Source organism: Deinococcus taeanensis, assembly GCF_020229735.1.
Classification (GTDB): Bacteria; Deinococcota; Deinococci; order Deinococcales; family Deinococcaceae; genus Deinococcus; species Deinococcus taeanensis.
The window spans coordinates 1,712,008-1,730,947 of the sequence record NZ_CP083455.1; the positions used below are offsets into that span (position 1 = coordinate 1,712,008).

18 protein-coding genes and 2 pseudogenes are annotated in these 18,940 nt (G+C 69.9%); 7 read left to right on the forward strand and 13 right to left on the reverse strand.

Annotated features, from left to right (window positions below):
* Nucleotides 1–9: 9 nt before the first annotated feature.
* On the reverse strand, nucleotides 10–1,107 hold the full coding sequence (gene queA / locus LAJ19_RS08215; RefSeq protein WP_225475290.1) for a tRNA preQ1(34) S-adenosylmethionine ribosyltransferase-isomerase QueA: 1,098 nt from the start codon (nucleotides 1,105–1,107) through the stop codon (nucleotides 10–12).
* Between the two features lie 5 nt (nucleotides 1,108–1,112).
* Nucleotides 1,113–1,667, reverse strand: a complete 555-nt coding sequence (locus LAJ19_RS08220; protein WP_225475291.1) for a LabA-like NYN domain-containing protein — start codon at nucleotides 1,665–1,667, stop codon at nucleotides 1,113–1,115.
* A 181-nt stretch (nucleotides 1,668–1,848) separates the two neighbouring features.
* Here LAJ19_RS08220 and LAJ19_RS08225 point away from each other — a divergent pair, with 181 nt between their 5' ends.
* Nucleotides 1,849–3,126: an aspartate aminotransferase type Ic gene (locus LAJ19_RS08225; RefSeq protein ID WP_225475292.1), complete on the forward strand. Its 1,278-nt coding sequence runs from the start codon at nucleotides 1,849–1,851 to the stop codon at nucleotides 3,124–3,126.
* An 84-nt stretch (nucleotides 3,127–3,210) separates the two neighbouring features.
* The gene (locus LAJ19_RS08230; RefSeq protein WP_225475293.1) at nucleotides 3,211–3,723 is read left to right on the forward strand and encodes a MarR family winged helix-turn-helix transcriptional regulator; all 513 of its coding nucleotides are present in this window, start codon (nucleotides 3,211–3,213) and stop codon (nucleotides 3,721–3,723) included.
* Nucleotides 3,724–3,790: 67 nt separating this feature from the next.
* Here LAJ19_RS08230 and LAJ19_RS08235 read toward each other — a convergent pair whose 3' ends face one another.
* From LAJ19_RS08235 to LAJ19_RS08270, 8 genes are all read right to left on the reverse strand, one after another.
* The gene (locus tag LAJ19_RS08235) at nucleotides 3,791–4,156 is read right to left on the reverse strand and encodes a hypothetical protein (protein WP_225475294.1); all 366 of its coding nucleotides are present in this window, start codon (nucleotides 4,154–4,156) and stop codon (nucleotides 3,791–3,793) included.
* Between the two features lie 47 nt (nucleotides 4,157–4,203).
* Nucleotides 4,204–5,637 (reverse strand): MocR-like pyridoxine biosynthesis transcription factor PdxR, encoded by a 1,434-nt coding sequence (gene pdxR / locus LAJ19_RS08240; RefSeq protein ID WP_225523232.1) that lies wholly within the window; start codon nucleotides 5,635–5,637, stop codon nucleotides 4,204–4,206.
* A gap of 29 nt (nucleotides 5,638–5,666) precedes the next feature.
* Nucleotides 5,667–5,972, reverse strand: a complete 306-nt coding sequence (locus LAJ19_RS08245) for a hypothetical protein (protein ID WP_225475295.1) — start codon at nucleotides 5,970–5,972, stop codon at nucleotides 5,667–5,669.
* A gap of 194 nt (nucleotides 5,973–6,166) precedes the next feature.
* A complete protein-coding gene (gene leuB / locus LAJ19_RS08250) occupies nucleotides 6,167–7,225 on the reverse strand; it encodes a 3-isopropylmalate dehydrogenase (protein ID WP_225475296.1) in 1,059 nt (352 codons plus the stop codon).
* Nucleotides 7,218–7,736 carry a 3-isopropylmalate dehydratase small subunit gene (locus LAJ19_RS08255; RefSeq protein WP_225475297.1) on the reverse strand — a complete coding sequence of 173 codons (519 nt, stop codon included), beginning with the start codon at nucleotides 7,734–7,736 and terminating at the stop codon, nucleotides 7,218–7,220. The genes leuB and LAJ19_RS08255 overlap by 8 nt, the downstream gene beginning before the upstream one ends.
* 10 nt (nucleotides 7,737–7,746) lie before the next feature.
* Nucleotides 7,747–8,979, reverse strand: a complete 1,233-nt coding sequence (locus LAJ19_RS08260; protein ID WP_225475298.1) for a hypothetical protein — start codon at nucleotides 8,977–8,979, stop codon at nucleotides 7,747–7,749.
* Nucleotides 8,980–8,991: 12 nt separating this feature from the next.
* Entirely contained in the window at nucleotides 8,992–9,615 is a 624-nt protein-coding gene (locus tag LAJ19_RS08265; protein WP_225475299.1) for a LysE family transporter, read from the reverse strand.
* 22 nt (nucleotides 9,616–9,637) lie between these two features.
* On the reverse strand, nucleotides 9,638–10,924 hold the full coding sequence (locus LAJ19_RS08270) for a homoaconitate hydratase family protein (RefSeq protein ID WP_225475300.1): 1,287 nt from the start codon (nucleotides 10,922–10,924) through the stop codon (nucleotides 9,638–9,640).
* Between the two features lie 282 nt (nucleotides 10,925–11,206).
* Here LAJ19_RS08270 and LAJ19_RS08275 point away from each other — a divergent pair, with 282 nt between their 5' ends.
* A complete protein-coding gene (locus LAJ19_RS08275) occupies nucleotides 11,207–11,467 on the forward strand; it encodes a hypothetical protein (RefSeq protein WP_225475301.1) in 261 nt (86 codons plus the stop codon).
* 84 nt (nucleotides 11,468–11,551) lie between these two features.
* On the opposite strand, the gene LAJ19_RS08280 is transcribed toward LAJ19_RS08275, so the two are convergent.
* The 3 genes and pseudogenes from LAJ19_RS08280 to LAJ19_RS08290 all read right to left on the reverse strand — a co-directional run.
* Nucleotides 11,552–11,911, reverse strand: a complete 360-nt coding sequence (locus LAJ19_RS08280) for a hypothetical protein (protein ID WP_225475302.1) — start codon at nucleotides 11,909–11,911, stop codon at nucleotides 11,552–11,554.
* Between the two features lie 154 nt (nucleotides 11,912–12,065).
* Nucleotides 12,066–13,256, reverse strand: a complete 1,191-nt coding sequence (gene mqnC / locus LAJ19_RS08285; protein WP_225523233.1) for a cyclic dehypoxanthinyl futalosine synthase — start codon at nucleotides 13,254–13,256, stop codon at nucleotides 12,066–12,068.
* A gap of 237 nt (nucleotides 13,257–13,493) precedes the next feature.
* A pseudogene (locus tag LAJ19_RS08290) lies at nucleotides 13,494–13,715 on the reverse strand (MarR family transcriptional regulator); the annotation flags it as partial.
* A 257-nt stretch (nucleotides 13,716–13,972) separates the two neighbouring features.
* On the opposite strand from LAJ19_RS08290, the gene gnd reads away from it, so the two are divergent.
* The 4 genes and pseudogenes from gnd to queG all read left to right on the forward strand — a co-directional run bounded on the left by gnd (nucleotide 13,973) and on the right by queG (nucleotide 18,903).
* The gene (gene gnd / locus LAJ19_RS08295; protein WP_225475303.1) at nucleotides 13,973–15,043 is read left to right on the forward strand and encodes a phosphogluconate dehydrogenase (NAD(+)-dependent, decarboxylating); all 1,071 of its coding nucleotides are present in this window, start codon (nucleotides 13,973–13,975) and stop codon (nucleotides 15,041–15,043) included.
* 173 nt (nucleotides 15,044–15,216) lie between these two features.
* Nucleotides 15,217–16,724, forward strand: a pseudogene (gene zwf, locus LAJ19_RS08300) (glucose-6-phosphate dehydrogenase).
* A gap of 19 nt (nucleotides 16,725–16,743) precedes the next feature.
* Nucleotides 16,744–17,688, forward strand: coding sequence for a glucose-6-phosphate dehydrogenase assembly protein OpcA (locus LAJ19_RS08305; RefSeq protein ID WP_225475304.1), 945 nt, complete (start codon nucleotides 16,744–16,746; stop codon nucleotides 17,686–17,688).
* A gap of 81 nt (nucleotides 17,689–17,769) precedes the next feature.
* Complete coding sequence (queG, locus tag LAJ19_RS08310; protein WP_225475305.1) at nucleotides 17,770–18,903, forward strand: tRNA epoxyqueuosine(34) reductase QueG; 1,134 nt, start codon at nucleotides 17,770–17,772, stop codon at nucleotides 18,901–18,903.
* Nucleotides 18,904–18,940 lie beyond the last annotated feature (37 nt).

Below are 18,940 nucleotides of genomic sequence, written 5' to 3' on the forward strand. Positions count from 1 at the left end.
CCTGCCGGGTCAGGCCCGGCTGGTGTTTTCCAGCAGCATCGCGTCACCCAGCGAGTAGAAGCGGTAACCACCGGCCAGGGCGGCGTCGTACGCGGCGCGGATGCGGCCCTCCCCCGCGAGAGCCGCGACGAGCAGCAGCAGGGTGCTGCCAGGCAGGTGCAGGTTGGTGATCAGCAGGTCCGGCACGTTCACCGGCGTGCCGGGCGTAATGAAGATCTGCGTGTCACCCTCGCCGGGCTGCACCTGCGTGCCGTCCCAGGCACTTTCGAGCGTGCGCACGGTGGTCGTGCCGACCGCCACGACCCGCCGGCCCTCGGCCCGGGCGGCATTGATGGCGCGCGCGGTGTCGGGCGTCACCTGCCAGCGCTCGGCGTGCATGACGTGCTCCGCGACGCTGCCCGTGATGGGCCGGAACGTACCGGCACCCACATGCAGGGTGACGCTGGCGCGCTCGACCCCCAGGGCGTCCAGGCGGTTCAGGAGGTCCGGGGTGAAATGCAGGCCCGCGGTGGGGGCCGCGACACTGCCGGGGTCGCGGGCGTACACGGTCTGGTAGCGTTCGCGCCACGTGTCGTCACTGTCGCCCGCGTCAATGTAGGGCGGAAGGGGCAGGCGGCCGATCTCGTCGAGGTGCGGGAGGATATCGTGGTCGAAGCGCAGCAGGCGCGCGCCGTCGTCGAGCGTCCCGACAACCTGGGCGCGGTGCCCGCCCTCGTGCGCGGGGCCACCGAGCCACAGTTCGTTGCCGGCGCGGCGGGCCGGTTTCAGGTAGGCGCTCCACACGTGGCGTCCCAGGTCAGGGCGTTCCTCGGCGCGCAGCAGCATGACCTCCACGCTGCCGCCCCCGTGCCCGTGCGCGTCCAGGGGTTTGCGCGCCATGACGCGCGCCGGGATCACGCGGCTCTGGTTGAACACGAGCAGGTCCCCGGCGCGCAGCACGTCCGGCAGGTCACGGAACACGCGGTGCGTGATGCGCTCCTGCACGATCATCAGGCGGGAAGCGTCACGGGGTTCGGCGCCGCTCTGCGCAATCCGGTCCTCAGGCAGGTGAAAGTCCAGGCGGGCCAGCACGGCGTCCGCCCCGGACAGTGGCGTGACGGGATCCACGCGGCTCAGTCCTCGGTTTTGGCGGGCGCGTTGCGGGGAGCGCGGGCCGGCATCAGGCCGCCGTCAATGTCGGGCAGGTGCGTGAAACGGTCGGCGGCGTCCACGAGTTTCTGCGCGGTGTGCTCGCGGAACGCAATGACTTCCACGCGCTTGCCGCGCTCCTGCAGGACTTCCACGATGTCCGTGAAGTCGCCGTCGCCGCTGCCGAGCACGATGACGTCCAGGTGATCCATCAGGCGCACCATGTCCGCCACGATGCCCATGTCCCAGTTGCCCTCGTAGATGGCTTTTCCGCCGTCCGTGACGTGATGCAGCGTCAGGTTCATGCGCCGCACCTTGAAGCCCAGCGTGGACAGCTTGTAGATGAACGGACGGGCCGTGGCCTCATTCTCGCGCTCTACGGTGTAGCTGATGGCGTGCACGAGCTCACGGTCCTCGGTGGCGCACCGGAGGATCGTCTCGAAGTTCACGGTCCGTTCGAGCAGGTCGCGGGCGGAGTGGTAGAGGTTCTGCGTATCAATAAACACCCCGACGCGGGGGCGGTGAACAACGTACTGCATTGATGATCTCCTGTTGGGGCGGTGACGGACTCGAAATGGCGGGCGGGAAAGAACAGAGGCACAGCGGGAAATGGACCGCTCTCCGCGGGGGAGGGCGGCGCAGGCAGTGTAACACCACGGCCGGAGGGCCACGGTAGACACGCCCCTCGCCAGCGTCCCCGCCGCCCGGTACCCTGAACGCATGACGAGTGACGTGCAGGCCACCCCGGGTTCCGCGCTTGAGCAGGCGCGCGCAGCGTACGAGGCCGTAAAGGCCAAGGGACTGAAACTGAACATGCAGCGCGGCCAGCCCGCCGACGCGGACTTCGACCTCAGCAACGGGCTGCTGGGCGCCCTGGGGACCGCAGACACGCACCTGGACGGCCTGGACCTGCGCAACTACCCGGGCGGCGTGACGGGTCTGCCCTCGGCGCGGGCGATGTTCGGCGCGTACCTGGACCTGAAACCCGAGAACGTGATCGTGTGGAACAACGCCAGCCTGGAACTTCAGTCGTACGTGCTGACCTTCGCGCTGCTGCACGGCCTGCGCGGCGCCCAGCCGTGGGCGGGGCAGCGCCCGAAGATGATCGTTACCACGCCCGGCTACGACCGGCACTTCCTGCTGCTTCAGACGCTGGGCTTCGAGCTGCTCACCGTGGACATGCAGCCCGACGGGCCGGACGTGAACGCCATTGAGCGCCTCGCCGCGGCCGACCCCAGCGTGAAGGGCGTGCTGTTCGTCCCGACGTACTCCAACCCGGGCGGGGAAACCATCAGCGCCGCGAAAGCCCGGCAGCTGGCCGGCGTTCAGGCGGCCGCCGCGGACTTCACGATCTTCGCGGACGACGCCTACCGCGCGCACCACCTCTCCCCCGACCCGGCGCAGCAGGACCAGCCGGTGAATTTCGTGGTGCTCGCCCGCGACGCGGGCTTCCCGGACCGGGCGTTCGTGTTCGCCAGCACCAGCAAGATCACCTTCGCCGGCGCCGGGCTGGGGTTCGTGGGCAGCAGCGAGGACAACATCAGGTGGCTGTCGAAGTTCCTGAACGCGCTGAGCATCGGCCCGAACAAGGTCGAGCAGGCCCGGCACGTGAAGTTCCTGCAGGCGTACCCTGGCGGGCTCGACGGCCTGATGGCCGCGCACGCCGCCCTGATCGCCCCGAAGTTCCGCGCGGTTGACGAGGTGCTGCGGGACGAACTCGGCAGCAGCGGTGAGTTTGCTTCGTGGACCAGCCCGCGCGGCGGGTACTTCATCAGCCTGGACACCACCGCGCCGGTCGCCACTCGCGTCGTGCAGCTCGCCGACGAGGCCGGCGTGAGCCTCACCCCCGCCGGCGCCACCTACCCCGGCGGGCAGGACCCGCACAACCGCAACATCCGCCTCGCGCCGACCCGCCCGCCCGTGGAGGAAGTGTATGAAGCGATGCGCGCCGTGGCCGCGTGCATCCGCCTGGCCACCGAGGAGCACCGCGCCGGCTGAGCAGGCACACCGGGGTGGGCGGCAGGCCCGGCGCCCTGCCGCCCGCCTTGACTTTCATGAAGGCTCACCCTGACGATGAGGGGAATGCCGAACCGTTACGCTGGCTCTCCCGATGACCGCGCCGCGCTGGACGCGTATGTGAAACTGTGGCGCGCGTCCCACGCCGTGGAGGTCAGTGCCAACCGCCACCTCGCCCAGCATGACCTGACCATCAGTCAATTCGGCGTGATTGAAGCGCTCTACCACCTGGGGCCCCTCAGCCAGCGGCAGCTGGCCGACAAGATCCTGCGGTCCAGCGGAAACCTCACCATGGTGATTGACAACCTGGAACGCGACGGTCTCGTGAAACGCGAACGCGATGAACTCGACCGCCGCGTGATGCGCGTCTCACTGACGCCGGCCGGACAGAGCCTGATCGAGCGGGTCCTGCCCCGGCACGTCGAGGGTATCCGCGATGTGTTCAGCGTGCTGAACGACGAGGAACTGGCGCAGCTGAGCGTCCTGACCCGCAAGCTGGGCCGCGCCCTTCAGGGCCGCGCCCCGGCCGAGCCCCCCACGCCGGGCGCGCGGCGCCGCACCCGAAAGGGACAACCCTGAGGCGCGGAGGAAAAGCGGTTTCACAGCGCGCGGCCGTGCTCCCTGGGGGTCGGCCGCCCGCTGAGGGTTACTTGCGCGCCTCGGTAATATCCAGAGTGCCGGTGAAATTGCGGTACTCGACGATCAGTTCGTACGTTCCGTTCGGCCCCGATCCCAGCAGGTTCAGGGCCCAGGTGCCTTTCGGGCAGATCTGCCCGGCCACCTGAATGCCTTTGGGGTCCAGCAGGCGCAGCGTGACGTTTCCCCTGCGGACACTACAGCTGCCGCGCACCCCCACATGCTGTCCCTCCTCGAAGGTACTGAACCCATAGTGGCCTTCCCCCGTCGCGTTCAGCATGTACGTGGGCGTGAGTGTGACGTAGCCGAACCGGAGTCCGAACGTGAAGTACATCAGCGTCAGGACCAGTGCCAGAGCAGCGAGCAGGAACCGCATTGCCCAGAGTCTACCCCGCGCGTCTCCTCCGCGTGACGGCACACCCGCTAGCACCCTCCGGCCGGCTCGGCCGGGCCCCGCAGCGCCTGGCCAAGCCGGGCCGCGCCGTCACGCAGCGCTTCCGGGGTCAGGTGCGCGAAGCCCAGCAGCACTGCCGCCGGGTGCCCGGCTGGCCCCAGTGCCCCTACCGTGCTGAGCGCCACGCCGTGCAGCGCCGCGCGGCGCTGCACGTCCTCTTCGGTCCAGGGGGCGGGCAGCGGCACGTACAGGTGCAGGCCACCCGGCGCGGGCGCCCAGGGCCAGCTGGGCAGCGCGCGGCGCAGTTCACGCAGCAGCACCTCCTGCCGGTGCGCCAGCACCTGCCGCGCGCGGCGCAGGTGCCGGCTGTACGCGCCGCTCGCCAGGACGTCCGCGAGCGCCAGGGCGTCCAGCCGGCCCGGCACGCGGTCGGTCAGGGGCCGCGTGGCGCCCAGCACGCGCAGCACGTCCGGCGGACCCACCAGGAATCCGCTGCGGGTCACGGGCGCGAGGCTTTTGCTGAACGACCCGAGCAGCAGCACGCGGTCCGGGGCGAGGCCCTGCAGAACGCCAGGCGGCCGCGCGGCGTGGTACAGGTCCGCGGCGTAATCGTCTTCCAGCACGAACGCACCGGCGTGGCGGGCCCAGCGTATGAGGTCCTGGCGCGCCGCGGCCTGCAGGGTCACGCCAGTCGGGTAGTGACAGCCGGGGGTGACGTACAGCAGCGTGGCGCGGTCGGGCAGCGCGTCGCTGCGCAGACCGCTGGCGTCCACCGGGACGGGCAGCACCCGCGCGCCCGTGGCCGCCAGCGCCGCGCGCGCCCCAGGGTAGGTGGGGTCCTCCACGGCCGCGGTTCGCCCTGGTTCCAGGAAGACCCGCGCCAGGGCGTCGAGCGCGGACTGCGTGCCGCTGGTGAGCATCACCATGTCCGGCGTGACCTGCGCGCCACGTTCAGCGTTCAGGTAAGCGGCGAGGGCCCGCCGGGTCTCCAGCGGACCCAGAGGATCGTCAGGGCCGCCGGATTGCAGGGCCTGCGCGGCGCGCCGGGCCAGGGCCTGCGTCCAGGCGGCCTCCGGGTACAGCTCCGGCACGGGCTGGCCCACACGGAAATCCACGGCGTATTTTCCTCCGGCGTCCTGCACCTGCCCGCTCAGGGCACGCTGTGCCCAGCGGCTCAGCGGGAGCGGCGCGCCGGGGTTGAGGGCAGTCAGCGCCAGCGGCGGGGCACTGATGACCGTGCCGCTGCGCCCCTGCGCCCTGACGTACCCTTCCAGTTCCAGTTGCGTCAGGGCGTCCACCAGGGTATTGCGGGACACGCCCAGGTGCTCCGCGAGGCGCCGGTGCCCGGGGAGCCGCGCGCCCTGCGGGAGGGCGCCGCGGGTCACGGCGGCGCGCAGGGTGCGCGTGACAAGGGCGTGCCGCGGTTCGCCCGGCTGGGCAGGCAGCAGGCACAGCGCTTCCAGCCAGGGCGTTTCGCGCCGCGCGGGACGGCTCAGCGGAACTCCCGTTCAAGCCAGGCCCGCTGACCGCCCTCCGCTTCGAGCGCCTGACCGGCGAGCAGCAGGAACCGGTCGCGGGCAGCCTCGGCCTGCGCGGCGTTCAGGCCGTGTGCAGCGGGGTCCCGCAGCAGTTGCCGCAGGAGCGGGAACACCGGGGTGCTGGCGTGCACAGTGCCGTTCACGGTGACGTCCGCCGGCCACTTCAGCAGCCAGTCCAGAGCGTACGGGGCAGGTTCCAGCACGCAGCCGCCGGGGTAGGGAATGCGGCCGGGGGCAGGAAAGGTCACGGCGTCAGTCATGCCGCCCAGCATGCGCCGGCCGGGGCCGTTTGAACAGCGGTCCGGGCAACCATCGGCTGGGCCTGCGGGAAAACCTCGGGGCAGACTGGGGGGCCGGCCGGGCCGGTCAGTGCGGGAAAAAAGCGCGGTGTGGCAGAGGCCAGAAGGGGACCTCCACCGGTGGGTGGGGCCCCCCTCCTGCCAGGGTCGTGGCTTCAGCCGACGGCGGGTGACGTTTCCAGCGCGTTGAGAACGGCGCGGGTAAAGGTCTGGGTGTCGGCGCGGCCGCCCAGGTCGCGGGTGGGATGTTCACGCAGCGCAAGGGACACGGCCCGGTCGATCTGGTTGGCCGCGTCGGGGCGGTTCAGGCCGTGCCGCAGGAGCATGCCGGCGCTCATGATGGCGGCGGCGGGGTTGGCGACGCCTTTGCCCGCGATGTCAGGGGCGCTGCCGTGAATGGGTTCGAACAGGCCGGCGCCGTCGCCGAGGGACGCGCTGGGCATCAGGCCCAGGCTGCCGGGAATCACGGCGGCCAGGTCGGAGAGAATGTCCCCGAAGAGGTTCTCGGTGACGATCACGTCGTAGCGGCTGGGGTCGGAAACGATCAGCATGGCGACGCTGTCCACGTACTCGTGGTTCAGGTGAACGCCGCGGTACTCGCGGTCGCGCAGGGCGGTGACGTCCCGGCGCCACAGCTCGCTGACCTCCAGAACGTTGGCCTTGTCGACGCTGGTGACGCGGCCGCGGCGCTGCTCGGCGGCCCAGAAGGCGACGCGCGCCACCCGTTCGACTTCCGGGGTGGTGTAGCGCATGGTGTTGTACGCGGTGTCACCTTCAATCTTGCGGTCTCCGTCGAAGTACACGCCGCCCAGCAGTTCCCGCACAATCAGGATGTCCACGCCGCGCGCGAGTTCCGCTTTCAGGGGGGACAGGTGCTCCAGGCCCGGCTGGACGCGCACGGGCCGCAGGTTCGCGTAGCAGCCGAGGGCCTTGCGCAGCGCGAGCAGGCCGCTCTCGGGGCGCAGCGGGCGGGGCAGGGCGTTCCAGTGGCTGTCCTGCGCGCCGCCCACCGTGCCGAGCAGCACGGCGTCCGCGTCGGTCAGGGCGTCGCGGGTGACCTGCGGGAGGGGATCGCCGTGCGTGTCGAAGGCGACGCCGCCGATCAGGTGCTCTTCGATGGTGAGGTCAGGCGCGACCTCGCGCAGGACGCTCACGGCGGCAGCGGTGACTTCGGGGCCGATGCCGTCGCCGGGCAGGGACACGATCTTAGGCATGCTGTTCCTCCTGTGGGGTGGGGGCGGGCGTTTCGTTGGCTTTCATGTATTCCAGCCAGCCGCCGGCCTGCTGGACATCCAGCGCGAACTGCGGCACCGGAACAAACCGCAGGGTCTGCCCGGTGCGGGTGTTCGTGACCGTGCCGCCTTTCAGGTCCAGGGTGGCCTGGTCGCCGTCCTGGAACGCCTCGACGACCCCCTCGCATTCCAGGGCCAGGAAGCCGTTGTTGATGGAATTGCGGTAGTAGATGCGCGCGAAGTTCGGGGCGAGGACGGCCGAGACGCCCGCGCCGCGCAGGGCCCACACGGCGTGCTCGCGGCTGGAGCCGCACCCGAAGTCCGCGCCGGCGACGATGATGTCGCCGGGCTGCACGCGCCGCACGAAGTCCTTGTCGTAGTCCTCCATGGCGTACCGCGCGAGTTCGCTTTCCACGTCGGTGGTCAGGTGGCGGGCGGGGATGATCTCGTCGGTGTTGATGTGGTCTCGGCCGAATACGTGCACGGTGGGCATGGGGGCTCCTTCAGTTCAGGTGGGAGTAGGCGCGGAGTTCTTCCGGCACTTCCTCGTCGTACAGGTCCCGCCACGCGCGGCCGTCAAAGGTCACTTCGGACTCCATGAAGGTCTGCGCGAGCGGGTCGGGATCGGTCAGGGCGTCCACGGGAATGTCCAGCCGCACCGCGAGCGGGACGGGCAGGGCCGCGCCGTCGGGAAGAATCAGCTCGCCTTCAAAGGTGGCGGTCAGGAGTTCCTGCGTCCATTTGGCCCAGTCGTCGGGAATACCGGCGCCAGTTTCGTCCCGCAGTTCGGTGCGCAGGCGTTCGGCGTGCTCGTCGGGAATGTCCCCGTCGGCCCACTCGATGCGCCCGTCGGCGTGCACGGTGACAGTCACGGTGTCCAGGTCGAAGATCTGCGCGAGTTCGGGCGGCAGGCCGTCCTCGACCGCCTCGCCGTCCTCGTAGGAGAGCCACGTGTCGCCGTCCAGGGTGTAGGCGCTGCCGCCGGGCTGCACGGCCACGTCCACGTTCCCCAGCGTGGCGAAGGCCATGCTCAGCGGGGACTGCAGGGGCGCGGGCTGACGCAGGTCGAAGGTGACGCGGCGCGCGGCAGGCACGGGGGCCTCGGGGTCGCCCATGGCGTCCCGGTGCGTGGCGATCCAGCCGCCGTCATCCTCGCCGTGCCATTCGCGCGCCAGGGTTTCCAGCGCCTCGAGCAGCTCGGCTGGCGGTTCGGGGTCGATGTCCACGCGGCCCTCGCGCCACTGCTCCGCGCGGTACGAGGCGATCACGTCGCCGGTCAGGCGCGCCGCGGGATGCTGAAGCAGGTACTTCAGCGCCTCGGTGGGATTGGCGTTGGCAGGGAAGGCTTCCCAGCGGGTGCCGTCAAAGGAATGCTGCGCCTCGCGGATCCGCACGCGTCCGCCGTCCACCCGCAGGTCCGCGCCCTCGGGGCGGCTGCCCACCGCGAGCTCGCCCGCGAAGCGCCGCCAGCCGGGCACGGGCAGGCTCTGCACGTCGTCCAGGGTGTCCAGGAACCGGTCCACGCGGCCGTGCATGACCAGCTGCGTGCGGTAGGCACTGGCCCACGCCGCGCCGTACGGCTGCGAGAGGCGCAGCGCGCTGTGAAGCTGCTCCCGCAGCGCGGCGTCCTCGGGCGCACGGTCGAAGGTGACGGTGCCGTCGGCGTCCATGCGCGCCTCGAAGGGATGCACGGTTGGCATCAGGCCCAGCTGTTTGCGACGTTTGGCTTCACCCATAGTCTGCCCAGCTTACTCGCGCGAGGCCAGCAGCAGTCCGCCGAAGCCCAGCATCAGGGTGCCGGCCACGCGGTCCACGGCCTGCCGGGCCCGCAGGTACGCGCGCTGCATGGGGGCCGTGGACATGCCGGTGGCGACCAGCGCGAACCACGCCCCGCTGAGCAGCACGATCACCGCGAACGCCGCGCCCTTCAGGGCGAGGTCCGCGTGCTGACCCAGCACGCCGGAGAACACGCTGCCGAAGAACACGGCGGCTTTGGGGTTGCTGATGTTCGTGACGAACCCGGCCCGCAGGGCCTGCAGGTCCCCCAGCGGCGCACGGAGGTCCTGGGCGCCGGCTGCGCCGGGTTGCGCGCTGCTGCGCCACAGGCTGTACCCCATCCACAGCAGGTACAGACCGCCGGCAACTTTCACCACGCCGTGAATCCACGGGAAGGCCTGGAACAGCAGGCCCACGCCCAGCAGGGCCAGCGCCGCCCAGACCGCAATGCCCGCCACCACGCCCAGGCCGGCGAGCAGAGCGGCGCGGCGGGTGCGGGCGAGCGCGGTCTGGCTGACGAGCAGCACGTCCGGTCCGGGAATGACCAGCACCACGGCGTGCACGGCGGCCACGGCCAGCAGAATCTTCAGGTCCACGTCTTCCCTCCCCTGCCGGTTCTCAGTCGGCGGCGTTGATGGTGTCGTTGTACACGCGCGGGTCGCTGATCACGCCGGCCACGGCGCTCGCCGCGACCGTCGCGGGACTGGCCAGGTAGATCTGTGCGGACGGGTCGCCCATGCGGCCCACGAAGTTCCGGTTCGAGGAGCTGATGCACACGTCGTCCGGGCCGAGCACGCCGGAGTGCATGCCCAGGCATGCGCCGCAGCTGGGGTAGGACACGCTGGCGCCGGCGTCCACGAAGATCTCCAGCAGGCCTTCCTGGGCCGCCTGTTTCCAGATGGCCTGCGTGGCGGGCACCACGATCATCTGCACGCCGTCGGCCACCTTGCGGCCCTTGAGGATGCGGGCCACGTCTCTCAGGTCGCTGATGCGGCCGTTCGTGCAGCTGCCCACGTACGCGTGCGTCACGGCGATGCGGTCACTGCCGGCCACGCGGCCGTTGCTGGGAATGTGCGGGTACGCGACGGTGGGTTCCACGCTGGCCGCGTCGATGTCCACGACCACCCGGTACTGCGCGTCGGGGTCGGAGTGGTACTCGGTGTACTGGTCGGGCGTCACGCCGCGGGCGGTCATGTACGCGCGGGTGGTGTCGTCCACGGCGACGATGCCGGTCTTACCGCCCGCCTCGATCGCCATGTTCGTGAGGGTGAACCGGCCTTCCATGTCCAGGTTGTCGATGTAATCGCCCACCCATTCCATCACCAGGTAGTTCGCGCCGTCCGCGCCGATCCGCTTGATGACTTCCAGGACGATGTCCTTGGGCGTCACGCCGGGCTGGGTCTGCCCGGTCACGCGGATCAGCATGGTTTCAGGCACCTTGAACCACACCTTCCCGGCGTAGATCGCCCCGGCAAGGTCGGTGCTGCCCACGCCGGTGGCGAAGGTGCCCAGCGCGCCGGCGTTGCAGGTGTGACTGTCGCCGCTCACGAGGGTCTGCCCGGGTTTCATCAGGCCGGTGTTTTCCAGCACCACGTGCGCGATCCCGCCGCGGCCCACGTCGAAGAAGTGCTTGATGCCCTTCTCGTGGACCCAGCTTTTGAGTTTCTGGTACATCTTCGCGGCCTTGATGTTCATCGCCGGAACGCTGTGGTCCGGCACGGCCACAATCTGGTCCGGGTTGAACACCTGGTCCATGCCGCGCTCCTCAAGCATGCGCAGCGCGGCCGGGGTGGTGATCTCGTGGCACAGCACCCAGTCGGTGGCGCACTCGATCAGCTGTCCTGGCACCACCTGTTCGTGACCGCTGTGGGCAGCCAGAATCTTCTCTGCAATCGTCATTCCCATGAGAACCTCCCCCAAGCAAACGCGCCCCCGGTCGCTTTCAGGCGTCCGGGGGCGATCGAGTGAACGCTGGGCTGCGCTCAACGCCCCCAACGAAGAAGAAGCGCCGCTCCGGGCGCGCCGTTCTGTCGTGGGCGGTTGAACATGCCTGAAGTGTACGGGAGTCGCGCGGCGCGCCGCGGCAGGTGTGTAGATAGGCGCGGCGCGGCAACATGAAGACCTACGGTCAGGCGGTCATCACTTTGGCGTATGAAAAGCGTCAGTCGCTGCCGCTAAGCTGCAGGCATGAACGTCACCCGTCACTTCAGTGACACGCGGACGGATTCGGGCCGCGTGAGAATCCTCGTGCAGTCAGGTCTGGTCGTGCTGGACGTTGAGGGACCGGGCTGGCATCACCGCAGTACACACGTTGACCTGTCAGACGCAACACTGGAACTGGCGTGGTTGCCGCAGGTGAGCGGGGCGCTGTACGCAGAAGCGCTGCAGGACCTGTCGTGGCGTCTGCGGGTGGAGCGCTCGCCGCTGGACCTCCCCGGCGCCGCCTGAGTACAACGCAGCCTGCGCTGGCCTCAGGCGGCACCGGGCAGAGGGCACTTCCTGATCAGAAGTGCCCTCTGCCTGTGTGTGGCCTCAGCGGACGAACCAGATCAGCAGGCGCGCCGCCTGCCCCTGACCTTCGAGCGCGTACGCGAAGGCCGCCCAGGCCAGCAGGCGGGGATGCTGCTCCGGTGGAGCGTGGGTGAGGAGGGTGGCAAGATCGGCGGCGGTCAGGGTGGTGCGGCCGATGATCTCGCCGTCCTCGAACAGGGTCTCGGCGCTCACCTGAAGGCTGGTCACGTCCGGGTGGCCCAGGTTGGCGAGCCCGGCGCGTTCGAGCAGAGTCAGGAATTCCTGGGCGCCGTCCATGAGGAAACGGGCCTCTCCGGTCCAGTCACTGCCGGTCTCGGGAGCCGCACAGGATTCACAGAAGATGTAGGCCAGGGCAGGCAAGGACTCCTCCGTCGTTCACGCCGAGCTAATCACACCCGCGTGAGGACCACACTCAGGGAAGCTCAAGCTGCCTCTCAGAGAGAAGGCGGGAGACAAGCGCAGCGATCCCCCAGACGCCGCTCAAGGAAGCCCGGCGACCCCTGCCTCTGGCCCGTTACTGGACGCCGACGGCGCGCTGCGCTTCGGGATTTGTGTCACCGCGGTTCAGGACAGCGTCCGCGTCGGGCCACTGGATGATTTCGAAGCGGCTGTTGCGGATGGCGGGGGTGTACCCGGCGTCCACGGCAATGCGGATCAGTTCGCGGACCGTGGCGTGGTGTCGGCCGTGACCGCCCGCAGCAGAGACCACGTTCTCTTCGAGCATGGTGGACCCCAGGTCGTTCGCGCCGTAGTACAGGGCCGCCTGCGCAACCTTGAACCCCTGTGCAGGCCAGGACGCCTGCACGTTCGGGATGTTGTCCAGGGCGATGCGGGCAATGGCGAGTTGCTGCAGGTACTCGTGGGCGGTGGCGCCGGGGGCCTTGCCGTGCAGGCGGGTGTGCTCGGTCTGGAGGGTCCACATGGCGAACCCGGAGAAGCCGTTGCCGCCGTACGCGGCGAGGGCGCGGTCCTGCTGCTCTCTGGTCTTGATGAGGTGCGCGGCGCGCTGCGCGTACGTTTCGCCGAAGCCGATCACCATGGTGGAGATGGTGTACAGCCCCTTGCGCTGCGCGGCGTCGATGATGCGGAACCAGTCGTCACTGCGGATGCGGGCGGGCGCTGCGCCGGCCCGCACGTCGTCCTCGAGGATCTCGCCTCCCGCGCCGGGCAGGCCGTCGAGGCCCGCGGCGATGAGGGTGTCGAGCAGGTCGTCCAGGTTCAGCCCGAAGGTCTTTTCCATGAACAGCACTTCTTCCGGTGAGAACGCGTCGATCCGGATGGTCGGGTGGTGCGCTTTGACGTGCCGCAGCAGCCCGGTGTAGTAGTCCAGGCCCAGTTCGGGATTCACGCCGCCCTGCAGCAGGATGCGGGTGCCGCCGACCGCCTCGAGTTCACGGATCTTGTCGCTGATCTGCTCGTAGGTGAGGGTGTAACTGTCTTTCTGGCGGCGGGTGCGGTAGAAGGCGCAGAAGTTGCACCCGACGTTACAGATGTTGGTGTAGTTGATGTTCCGGTCGATCAGGAACGTGACGGTGCCAGGGTCACGGCGTTTCAGGCGCAGGCCGTGGGCCACGGCGGCCACGTCCGGGAGGGGCAGGTGGTACAGGGCCTCGATGTCGGCCGGGCTGAGGCGTTCCCCGCGCGCCGCCCGGTCGAGCAGGTCGGCGCCGGTCGCGGGGGTGATGGTGGGGGCGGGAGCGGTCATACGCGGAGCGTAGCACCGGGCCGGGCGGGCATTGGTCTCTGTGGGCACGGAACTGCGCCGGGCCGGGCGGGTGCGCCGACGGGGCGGGTGCAGACAGGCTGGGCAGGTGCACAGGGTGGTCAGCTGGGCTGCGCTGAGGTGCTTGAACTGCCGGGCGTGCAGGGCCGTGCTGGGTGGGACGATGCGGGCGAGCAGCGTGCGTCCCTGGGCGGTGAGGCGCGTGGTGACAGCGCGCCGGTCAGGCCGGTCGCACGAGCGCGTGATGTGCCCGGCGGCCTGAAGGCGGGTGAGGAGCCGGGTGACGTCCGGGTCGCGCTCGAGGAGGCGCCCGCTGATGTCGCTTCGGGTGAGGCTGGCCTCACCTGCGCCGCGCAGGATGCGCAGGACGTTGAACTGCGGCGCGCTGAGGCCGCACTCCCGCAGAAGGTCAGCAGCCTCGCACTGCGGCCTGAGGGCCACACGTTGCAGAGCGAGGTAGGCGCAGTGTTGCAGGCTGCCGGTGGCGCCCGGCTCGGGGGGTGGGCATGCTGCTCAAAGCGGCGGGGCTGGGGGGCGCGACGCCGCGCCCGGTCAGGTGGAACGGTTGGGGGCGCCTGGAGGTTGAGGTGCGGCTCAAAGGTGAGGCGGCTGCATTTACGGGCGACGGCCGGGCAGACGTATAGTGCAGCACGTTGAGGCACGGCGCTGGAAGCGCTTCCGTGCCAGGAGGTCACACCATGAACATCGGCATGATTGGACTGGGCAAGATGGGCGGCAACATGGTTCTGCGCCTCACCCAGGCAGGGATTCAGGTCACGGGGTACGACCGCAGCGAAGCGTCTGTGGCGCAGATCGAGCGACAGGGCGCGCGCGGCGCGCGCAGCATGGAGGACCTCATTGATGCAGTTGGCCTGCCCGGCCAGCGGGCCGTGTGGGTTATGGTGCCGGCCGGGCCGATCACGCAGAGCGTCATTGACGACCTCGCGCAGCGGCTCGCGCCCGGCGACATCATCATCGACGGCGGCAACAGCAACTACAAAGACAGCATGCGCCGCGCCGAGGAACTCGCCGCGCACGGCATTCACTTCGTGGACGTCGGCACGTCGGGCGGCGTGTGGGGCCTCAAGGAAGGCTACGCCATGATGATCGGCGGCGCCGAGGAAGCCGTGGAGCGCCTGCGCCCGGTGTTCGAGGCGCTCGCGCCCGCCGCGGACCGCGGGTGGGGCCGCATGGGTCCGGCCGGCAGCGGCCACTACGTCAAGATGGTGCACAACGGCATCGAGTACGGCATGATGCAGGCCTACGCCGAGGGGTTCGAGCTGATGAAAGCGCACCAGAGCTTCAACCTGGACATGGCGCAGATTGCCGAACTGTGGCGGCACGGCAGCGTGGTCCGCTCCTGGCTGCTGGACCTGACTGCCGAGGCGCTGAACAACAAAGCCGAGTTCGAGAAACTCTCGGATTACGTGGCCGACAGCGGCGAGGGCCGCTGGACAATCATCGACTCCATCGAACTGGGCGTTCCCACCCCGGTGATCACGCTGGCCACGCAGATGCGCTTCCGCAGCCAGCAGGAGGTCAGTTACGCCGGGCAGATGCTCTCCGCGATGCGCCGCGCCTTCGGGGGGCACGCGGTCAAGACGATCGAAACGCCCCGCCAGGAGGGCCTGGTTCCGGAGGTGGCGCCCGGCGATCACCCCAGCGTCGCGGCGCCGGAGAACATCGGCGTGACCGCCAGCAGCGGCGAGGGCAGCGCCGCGGAACAGCTCGGCGAGACCGGGCAGCAGCGCGTGAAAGGTGACGCGTGAGTCCCCGCAAAGCCGCGACCACTGCGAAACCGGACTCGGGCGGCCCGGAGGGCGCGGCGCCCAAACGGGGTTCGAAAACCAGCGGCAGCCGCGCCGCGGCCACCCACAAGACCACCTCGAAGCCCACCCGCTCGGCCAGCCCCGGGGCGGACGGCACCAATCCCTTCCGCACCTTGATGCGCCGCAACCGCGCGCCGGAACCGGCGACGCTGGTGATCTTCGGCGCGACCGGGGACCTGTCCCGCCGCAAGCTGCTGCCGGCTGTGTTCGGTCTGTGGCAGGACGGTCTGCTGGGCAGTGCGTTCAACATCGTGGGTGTGGGCCGTCAGGAAATGACCGACGAGCAGTTCAAGGACTACGCGATTCAGGCGCTCAAGGACAGCAAGGAAACCGACGCCATTCAGCCGGGCAACCTGGAGAAGTTCCGCGACCTGCTGTACTACGAGTTCGGCGATTTCGCCGGGGACGAGGTGTATGAGAAGGTCGGGCGGGAACTTGACCGGGCGGAGGAAGCCCACGGCGGCCGCAAGAACGCCCTGTTCTACCTGTCCACGCCCCCCAGCCTGTTCGAGCCGATCAGCAACGGCCTGGGCCGCCTGGGCCTGGCGGACGAGTCGCAGGGGTGGCGCCGCCTGGTGATCGAGAAGCCCTTCGGGCGGGACCTCACTTCGGCCCGCGCCCTGAACGACGCGATTCACCAGGTGTGGAACGAATCGCAGGTGTACCGGATTGACCATTACCTGGGCAAGGAGACGGTGCAGAACCTCATGGCGATCCGTTTCGGGAACGCCATCTTCGAGCCGCTGTGGAACCGCGGGTACGTGGATCATGTGCAGATCACCGCCAGCGAGGACCTGGGCCTGGAGGGCCGCGCCGGGTACTACGAGGAAGCCGGCGTGGTGCGCGACATGCTGCAGAACCACCTGATGCAGCTGTTCGCGCTGACCGCCATGGAGCCCCCCGCAGCCTTCGACGCGGACGCCATCCGCGACGAGAAGGTGAAAGTGCTGCGCGCCGTGAAGGAAATTCCTGCCGGGCGCGTGCCGGACGTTGCGGTGCGCGGGCAGTACGGTGCGGGCACCCTGTACGGCGAGAAGGTCCCCGGGTACCGCCAGGAGCCCGGCGTTCAGGGCGGCAGCGTCACGCCCACGTACGTCGCGGTGAAACTCGAGGTGGACAACTGGCGCTGGCAGGGCGTGCCGTTCTTCCTGCGCACCGGTAAGCGCCTGCCGAAGAAGGTCACCGAGATCGCCGTGGTGTTCAAACGCCCACCGCTGGGCATCTTCCCGGGTGGTCTGGAACGCAACGTGCTGGCCTTCCGCATTCAGCCGGACGAGGGGGTCAGCCTGAAATTCAGCTCGAAGACGCCCGGTCAGGAGATGGTGCTGCGCGAGGTGGTGATGGACTTCCGGTACGACGCGTTCGGCGCGCAGCTGGAAAGCCCGTACTCCCGGCTGCTGCTCGACGCCATGCTGGGCGACGCGACCCTCTTCCCCGCGAGGACGAGGTCGACCTGGCATGGCAGATCGTGAGTGGCATCCTGCAGGTCTGGGACGCCCCGCCCAGCCGCAAACCGAAGAAGGGCGAAACGCCCGATTTCCCGAACTACACCTCAGGCACGTGGGGCCCGGACGCCGCCGATGACCTGATGGGCGAGGACCGCCGCTGGCGGCGCCTGTGAAGCGCGCGGGAGAACACGCATGACGTACGCCACCGACCTGAAACCCCTGGGCCCCGTGGACACCACGGTCCGTAAGGCGCAGCTCACGCTGGATGAACTGTGGGCGCAGACGACCGTGGAAACCCGCGCCTACACCGGCAACATGATCGCCCTGACAGTCCGGCAGCACCTCAGGCGCGTGCAGGAGGCCCTGGCGGGCCTGGAGGGCCGGTACGCGGGCCGGCAGATCATCGGCGTGATGGACGGCACGGACGACCTGACCGTGCACGCCAGCCTGGTGCCGCAGACAGGCGGCCTGTACGTGGAACGCCTGACGCTGGAAGCCAGCCCGGAGCAGCTGCAGGGCGCGATCCTGCCACTGATCCGCCCCGCCACCGTGAACCACGTGTGGTGGGGTGCCGACAGCCGGCCAGGGGGCACGCTGCTGGCCGAACTGACCGAGATTGCCGATCAGGTGATCGTGGACAGTCTCACGCTGGACATGCCGCCGTCGTGGCACTACGCGCTGGCCGACCTGGGCTGGAGCCGTTCGGCCCCGTGGCGCGAAGCACTCGCGCAGCTGTTCGACAGTCCGGACGCCGCGCAGCAGCTGCCGCGCGTGACGCACCTGACTGTGCGTTACGCCGGGAAGAAGGACCTGCCGGCGCGGCTGTTCGCGGGATTCATTGCCAGCACGCTGGGCTGGCCGGACCTGAGTACCGTGGAGTTCCGCGCCGGGCGCTGCGGCCGGGAGAACGGCGACCTGTGCGGCGTGGAACTGCGCGGTGAAGGCGTGCTGTTCAGCCTGAAAGCCGAGCGTGCCGAGGTGGTCCAGACCCACTGCCGCTGGGAGAACGTGCAGCGCACCACCGAGGTGCACGTGCCCAGCATGACCCTCGCGCAGGGCCTGGCGCGCGTCATGGCGCGCCCTGAACGCGGTGAGGTGTTCGAGGCGGCGTGGGCCCTGGCGAAACAGACCCTGTAATGCGTCCCGAGCCGGGGCCGCCGCGTTCAGCGTGCGGCCCCTCTCCTTTGCCAGGCGGCGACCGCGGCATACTGCGGCCCGATGACCCTCTCCCCTGCTGAGCATCTGGCCGACCTGGCGCGCACCCTGGGTGCGGACGCCGCAGGCTGGACGGCCGCGCAGGTTCCTGCGTCAGCCATTGCGGAGTACGCCGGGTGGCTGAACGCCGGGCGTCACGCCGGCATGACCTACCTGGAACGGCAGCTGCCTGTCCGGGCCGACCCCGCGCAGCGCCTTCCGGGCGTGCAGAGCGTGCTGGTCCTGGGCGTGTCGCATGCGTTCGGGCCGCCTGCACGGCCCACAGGCGGCGTGCGGGTGGGGCGCGTCGCGCGCTACGCGTGGACGCCCGACTACCACGAACAGGTGCAGCCGGTCCTGACGCGCCTGGAGCAGGAGGCAGCGCGGCTGGGCGTGCGGGCGCGCGGGTACGTGGATCACGGGCCGGTCATGGAGCGGCTGTTCGCGGGCGGGGCGTTCCTGGGGTGGCGCGGAAAATCCGGGATGCTGGTCAGCACGCAACTGGGGGCGTTCGTCACCCTGGCCGTGCTGCTCACCGATCTGCCCTTGGCAGAAGCCGGGGCGGCGCACCCCGACCGGTGTGGCCGCTGCCTGCGCTGTGTCACGGCGTGCCCCACCGGCGCGATCGGGCCGGACCGCGCGATCGACGCGCGGCGCTGCGTGTCGTACCTGACGATCGAGCACCGTGGACCGGTGCCTCACGAGTTCCGGCCTGGGGTGGGCGAGTGGCTGCTGGGCTGCGACGTGTGCAGTGAGGTCTGCCCCTGGACAGGCCGCGCGGGGCCTCTCGCGCGGCTGCTGCAGCCGGACCCGGAGCTGGCCTTTCCCGACCTCACCCGCTTTTTCGGCGTGAGTGAACGGGAATTTGAGCGGCAGTGGGCGGGCACCGCGTTCCTGAGACCGCGCCGCAAGGGCATGGCCCGCAACGCCCTGACCGTGCTCGGCAATACCCGCGCGCCTGAAGGCTGGCCGGTCCTGCAGGCGGGCGCCCAGGACCCGGCCTGGGAGGTCCGGGAGGCCGCCGCGTGGGCCCTCGGCCAGTGGGAGGAGCGCCGGGCGCTCGCGCCCCTGATGAACGACCCACACGAGGCGGTACGGGCCACAGCGCAGGCCGCATTCCAGGACCACCCTGCTGTGCCGGCCGGGTCAGGACCGTGAGGTCCTTTAGAAACTGTGAAGCGGCGCGCCTCACAGG